This is a genomic window from Thalassoglobus sp. (assembly GCF_048270125.1).
Classification (GTDB): Bacteria; Planctomycetota; Planctomycetia; order Planctomycetales; family Planctomycetaceae; genus Thalassoglobus.
In genome coordinates, this window is the sequence record NZ_JBLWTN010000018.1 from 103,816 (window position 1) to 109,922 (window position 6,107).

Here is a 6,107-nt window from a genome sequence, read left to right on the forward strand (position 1 = left end):
ACGAGCCGTCGCCCTCAAAGGTGACGGCTCGTTTGACGTTGTAGCCAATGCGTAGCCAATGAACTGAGTTCAATGCAATTTGCCGACAACCTTTTAAGGTCCTCTTCGAACCGGTGTCCGCGTTCTTCAAAAGAACACGTCAGAGCAAACTGCGACAGACAAGTCTGGCATTGAAGTCCCCTCCCCCTTTGAGGACGAGGAATGACTGGGCTCTAAGTTCAGGAAGATTTTTTCCTGGCAACATACGCTTCGACTTCTGGACGAAGCCGCTCCATTCCTTCCTCATAGGAGACAGCCGGATTGTACCCGAAGTCTTTTTTGGCATTATCGATGGAATACGAATGCGACTGGCTCAACTGTGACGCGAGGAATCGGGTCATTGGTGGCTCAGAGTTGATTCTGAAAAGTGTGTAGACGCCTTCCAGGGCCCTGCCGACGGTTCTTGCAAAACCGGGTGAGATATTTCTCTGCACTGGTGGAAGTCCCCCCAACGCTAAGAGTTCATCGACCCACTTCCAGAGCTGAATCGGTTCGGGCTCGTTAATGAAGTAGGCCTTTCCGGCACAGGAGCTTGCAGGCGAGAGAGATTCGAACGCCTGCACGTGAGCTGCTGCTGCGTTTTCGACATACGCCATCGACACAACGTTTGTTCCGTCACCAACACGGACCAGCCGACCAGCCATCGCGCGGTCAATCAGTCTTGGAATCAGATGATTGTCACGCGGTCCCCAAATGAGATGTGGACGCAGGGCCACTGTCGAAAGAGTCTCCGAATTGGCTGCGAGGACCGCTTTCTCTCCCAGTGCTTTGGAATGAGGATAATGGCACAAATAACTTTCCGGGTAAGGGAGAGACTCATCTCCATTCAGATGCGGCTGTCCGTCGTAAACAACACTTGGTGAACTGGTGTAAATGAGCTTCGGTACTCCACTGGCTCGACACGCTTCAATGATGTTCTCTGTTCCGACAGAATTGATCGAATGATATGTCTCCCACTTCCCCCAGATGCCAGGGACAGCTGCGACATGAAAAACGGCATCCATTCCCTGACAGGCCTGCCTCACAGCTGAGGCATCCTGCAGATCACCCCGAAAAACTTCCACGCCAAGTGCATCAAGTTCGGGATACGCTCCACGGCAAAACGCACGCAGGCTGTGTCCTTTGGTGAGAAGCTGTTCAACGATGTAACGACCAAGGAATCCTCCGCCGCCGGTGACGCATATTTTCATAAGAAAGAAGTTAGGAGTTAGTGTTAAGTTCTGTCGCTCGATAAACCGTGCATCGAGCTGTTTCCATCGTCTATAACCAGTCCGAAAACCTCTGGAGTAGCCGCTTTCCTCAACGTTTGAGAGGGCAATTTCAAATTTCAGGATCAGTTCTAAAATATTTCTGAAATGGAAGTGCATCTTCTGTCTCATGGAAGTAAGTGATTCAGTAAACGAAGAGCACTTCTCACAGACTGAAGAAACACGAGAGTCTTTTATTGAAATTGATCCATTTGTTCTTTTGTCAATTTCCCTCCCATTCTCCAGATGGCAGCGTTGAGTTCAACGACCCAGTCGTCAACACCGATCGATTTCACCTGGTTGATGGCAGCCTCGATATCATATTCAATTCGATGCAGAGAGACTTTTCCATCTTCGATTATGGCGTAAGAGGCCCGTGGATCACCATCTCGAGGTTGCCCGACCGAACCTGGGTTCAATACCTGAATTCCATCGAGATCCAAATGAAACGGAATGTGTGAATGACCGACACAAACAATATCTGCGTCGACATCAGCGAGTCGCTGCTTCCATGAGACTGGGTCGGCGCTGAGGTATTCATCCATCGGGTCACGTGGGGTCGCATGCACCAGCAGAAGAGAAATATCATCGACACGAAAGTGTGTCGTCACTGGAAGTCGTCCCAGAAACTTTAGCTGTTTCGGACTGAGCTGCTCCCAATGCATCGGTCGTGTCACTCGGGCCAGGCGTCGAAATCCGGTGGCTCCGACTGCAGGGACACGCTGAGCCACTGCATGGTCATGATTCCCTCTCACGGCCGCACTGGCGTGTCTTCGAATCCATTCGACACATGGCAGCGGATCTGTTCCGTAATCGACGAGATCACCAGTAAACACGCAATAATCGAATTTCTCATCGATGGCGCTCAGGGCAGCCCAGTTCGAGTGGATATCTCCGAGGACGAGAATTCGCATAGGATTTTGGAAACTGTCATTGACCGTAGGCAGGGAGAAAAGGTTACAATACGCTTGGATGGTTCCATCCATCAATCCATGAAGTGGCACCTCAATCGTTTTTTGCAAATCGTCGGAAAGTATCGCCGAAAGGAATTGTTGCGAGAAGGAGCGAACGATGATGCGAATTTCATCTCACGCTCGAAACTGACCAGTTCTAGAGCATCTTTGAAAATGATGGAAATGTTCCCATCGCCCCCCACATCAGTGATCGCTATTCCAAGTGGTCGCTATTCAATGGATCACAACCTCAATACGTCGTAATCTCAATCACTCAGAACGGTTACCGCAGGACGACAATAGAAGTATTCGCGTTTCCTATTCTTTTCGAGAGTTGGTCGCCAATGAGTCAACAGCTAGAAAACATGACGCTTCGAAACAAATTGAACGAAGCAGAACGACTCATCCGCGAATTGATCCACCATATTGAACATGGGTATATCCCAAAAGCTCATCTATTACGCAGAACCGCAAGAAAAGGAAACGACCCGAAAGAGCAGCACGAAATCACCGACATGACTGTCAGAGGTGGTGTCGAGAAAGTGCTGAAGTCGGATCAGTTTTCACGACAACTTTGTCACCAACTCCAAGGCTTTCTTGGATCAATCGAACAAGATGTCAACAAGATCATCGGAAATTAAGTGTTGAAATGATTTCCCTCTCGTCGACATTGATATAGAAGGTAGAGTACAGCAATTAAATAACACCTCGATCTTCGCATCGACTTGAAGTTTTGGCTTCAAGTCATGACCAAACCAGTAGTTACACACATCACCAATAATTCTCGAAGAAACAACCGAACTCGACCCACAGATTTTCGGTCGATTCAGGTCTACTCCGAGTCACCTTGTCACGACGTCTTCAGAAATGTCTCAATTTGGTGTCGACCAACCGGCTTCAGCTTCTGAGGGGACGGGACTGACGTTCGTCCGGCCTCTTCCACAGAGCCAGTCTGCGCACACCGAACATCGTCCACTTGCTCCCATCTCTCCACGGGACCAAGTTGAATTTGCCAGCCGCTTGTTTCCACCACGCATTCTGGAAGACTCGGGCTCGATGCCTTCCGTGACTGGACTGGAACTGGGGCATTTTGTCATTGAAGAGCGAATTGGACGAGGCGGAATGGGATCCGTCTTTCGTGCAATCGACAAACGACTTGACCGGATTGTCGCCCTTAAGGTTCTCTCGCCGGACCTCTCTTCCGATCCGGAATCGGTGTTGCGTTTTCAGAATGAAGCACGTGCTGCTGCACGACTCGACCACGACAATATCGCACGTGTCCATTACATCGGAGAAGAAAACGGGCTCCACTTCATCGCGTTCGAGTTCGTGACCGGAACCAATGTCCGGATTTTCATCTCCCAGAAGGGCCAGCTCAGCCCGGAGAGTGTGGTCAACTACACGCTGCAAATCGCAGAGGCACTTCGACACACCGCAGCGGCGAACGTTGTCCACCGAGACATCAAGCCGTCAAACATCATTGTCTCACCAACTGGAAGAGCAACCCTGGTCGATTTGGGATTGGCTCGACACTACCCAGAAGATCAATCGAAAGACCTGACAGTTGCCGGGACTGCACTGGGAACATTCGACTACATCGCTCCTGAGCAAGCGATCGATGCCCGCAACGTTGACGTCCGCAGCGATATCTATTCGCTCGGCTGCACGATGTATCACATGCTCACCGGCGAGCCTCCGTATCCGAAAGGAACGATGTTCCAGAAGGTGATCAACCATCACGGTCCTGCTCCGCCTGAAGTCACTCTTAAAAACCCGCGAGTCTCGCAGCAACTCTCGCGCGTGGTTCAGAAGATGATGCACAGCAACCCGGACGAACGCTATGCGACTCCGGATGCATTAATTCATGACCTTGTCCAAATTGCAGAAAAGCTTGGCCTCGCACCGACGTATCCAGAAGCTGTCGTCTGGACGACGCCACTGTTCAAAGCTCGGAACCCGTATTGGGATGGGACTCGCACCTGGATGGCCGTCGCGCTGGTGCTCTTGTTGTTTGTGTATCTCGTCGACCAGTTGCAACCGAATCAAACTCCAACGTTAGTGTCGGATGACTCGACACAGTCTCAAGTTGTTGATCCTCCCACAGAAATCAATTCAAAGACAACTGGATCAACTGAAGGACCTGCAGAGGAAGCCACTCCGTCTGAAACCGATACTCTCGCTCAAACGAAGCCTGACAAGCCTGATCTGAGTGTGCTCCCCTCAACAGCCACGCTCGGCTCGGACTGGCCCTCAAGTTTCATTTCGGGTGATTCGAGCAACCTCTGGAAGTCTCTCGCAGCGAACGAACTCAAACCGACCCCGGAACCGAAAACGACCCCATCCACAATCGTCAAGGTCGATCCGGAGACGACGAAAGTAGAGCCTCGCCCCGCAATGGTTGAGGAGAACACCAACCGATCGATCCCATTCGTTGTCACTCAATCAGCGACAGGCGAAACCAAAGCTTATGCGACACTGGCTGAAGCCTTTGCAAAAGCGGATGACAACTCAGCAATCGAAATTCACGTTGACGGTGTTCTTGATATCCAAAAGAAAGCGATTCAGTTTTCCGGGAAGCGGGTCATCTTGCGAGGTGCTGAGGATTTCCACCCAGTGATCAGATTTGACTTCACTGAAGAATTGCTCATTTCCGGTTCGTTGACCAGGTCTGTTTCGGTCTTCGACATTGGTAAAGGAGGAGCACTGGAAGTCTATGATGTCGACATCGAACTCCTTGTCGATCCGGACACAACAGTAGATCAGTGGTCGATTGTCAAACTCTCGCCGGGAACCGATTTTGTTGCGAGGTGGTCCTCGTTCACAATGAACAACCCAAGTCGCATTCCAGCCGCATTGATTCTCTCGCCCGATGCAGAGCCAGCAGATTTTTCAAACCTGATGCCGGAAAGGATGTCCGAGCGGCCATCAATGGTCCAAATCCGAGATTCGATTTGTCGCGGTCAAATGGACATCACAAAGCAATTTAATCTCCATCCGCTGGACGTGTCGCTCGAAGAAACAGCGATAGCAATCAGTGGAACTGTCCATCGTCTCGACGGAGCCAGTTCGGATGAGACAAACATGACGGCAGACTCTGATCCCGGAACCTTCATTTCGCTGAATCATGTGACAGCGTTTGTCGGCGAAGGCATCCTGAGAGCAACCACTGGAGACCATGGAACACTCGATCCGGTTTCAATCGATATCCGAAACAGCTTGATCCGCATCGAGCGACCGGATCAATCCGTCGTGTCACTGGCGGGGCATCTCGACGCTGCACTCCTGAAGGACAAAATTCTCTGGCAACAACATTCTGACCGGAGCTTTGTACAGTCCGAAGGCCCTCTTTTCACTGTGGAGTCGTCTGCCAATTTTCCTTTGGAACCACAAGTCATCTCACCGCGGGAAATCGGCGCCAACCTGGAACATATCACTGACGACAATATTTTCACAGTGCCTAATTCAATCTCCCGAACATCGCTGCACACCACCCAGCCAATCGCGTTTCAGCTCCGTAATCGGGACTTCAATTTCGACAACCCTGCATTGAAATCCGCTAGCGACGGACGCAACGCAGGGGTCGATTGGACACGCTCCGGCCTCCCGGAATCTCTCCCACTTCCGAGCCCGATGATCTCCGAAAACGAAACGATCGATAACGATCTTTAGTCGGAACCTGAAACCAGAACTTGCTCTCTCAAGTACTGAGCAAAGTGACCATCCCATCACTTCCGGACCTGAACGTTCCCCACAATTGTTGGTAGGTTTTACAACTTTGGTTTTGAGTGGATGCGGGTTTGTGGCTTGAATTGCTGGGGAGCTTGCTCTTTGGCGGGTGTGGTCTGATGTTTGCTCTTGAGGCAGGTCG

The 6,107-nt window shown here is 50.9% G+C and carries 5 protein-coding genes; 3 read left to right on the top strand and 2 right to left on the bottom strand.

Annotated elements, in window-relative coordinates; translation table 11 throughout:
* Positions 1–218 precede the first annotated feature (218 nt).
* Positions 219–1,229: an NAD-dependent epimerase/dehydratase family protein gene (locus ACN0YR_RS17790; protein ID WP_417850584.1), complete on the bottom strand. Its 1,011-nt coding sequence runs from the start codon at positions 1,227–1,229 to the stop codon at positions 219–221.
* A 251-nt stretch (positions 1,230–1,480) separates the two neighbouring features.
* A complete protein-coding gene (locus ACN0YR_RS17795) occupies positions 1,481–2,200 on the bottom strand; it encodes a metallophosphoesterase family protein (RefSeq protein ID WP_417850585.1) in 720 nt (239 codons plus the stop codon).
* A gap of 78 nt (positions 2,201–2,278) precedes the next feature.
* On the opposite strand from ACN0YR_RS17795, the gene ACN0YR_RS17800 reads away from it, so the two are divergent.
* The 3 genes from ACN0YR_RS17800 (at position 2,279) to ACN0YR_RS17810 (ending at position 5,908) form a co-directional block, all read left to right on the top strand.
* The gene (locus ACN0YR_RS17800; protein WP_417850586.1) at positions 2,279–2,503 is read left to right on the top strand and encodes a hypothetical protein; all 225 of its coding nucleotides are present in this window, start codon (positions 2,279–2,281) and stop codon (positions 2,501–2,503) included.
* A gap of 80 nt (positions 2,504–2,583) precedes the next feature.
* On the top strand, positions 2,584–2,880 hold the full coding sequence (locus tag ACN0YR_RS17805) for a hypothetical protein (protein ID WP_417850587.1): 297 nt from the start codon (positions 2,584–2,586) through the stop codon (positions 2,878–2,880).
* 226 nt (positions 2,881–3,106) lie between these two features.
* A complete protein-coding gene (locus tag ACN0YR_RS17810; protein WP_417850588.1) occupies positions 3,107–5,908 on the top strand; it encodes a serine/threonine-protein kinase in 2,802 nt (933 codons plus the stop codon).
* The last annotated feature ends 199 nt before the right edge of the window (positions 5,909–6,107 follow it).

Excerpts from the sequence above, each read along its gene's own strand:
- ACN0YR_RS17795 (WP_417850585.1), bottom strand. The coding sequence starts at position 2,200 with ATGCGAATTCTCGTCCTCGGAGATATCCACTCGAACTGGGCTGCCCTG.
- ACN0YR_RS17810 (WP_417850588.1), top strand. The coding sequence starts at position 3,107 with ATGTCTCAATTTGGTGTCGACCAACCGGCTTCAGCTTCTGAGGGGACG.
- ACN0YR_RS17790 (WP_417850584.1), bottom strand. The coding sequence starts at position 1,229 with ATGAAAATATGCGTCACCGGCGGCGGAGGATTCCTTGGTCGTTACATC.
- ACN0YR_RS17800 (WP_417850586.1), top strand. The coding sequence starts at position 2,279 with ATGAAGTGGCACCTCAATCGTTTTTTGCAAATCGTCGGAAAGTATCGC.
- ACN0YR_RS17805 (WP_417850587.1), top strand. The coding sequence starts at position 2,584 with ATGAGTCAACAGCTAGAAAACATGACGCTTCGAAACAAATTGAACGAA.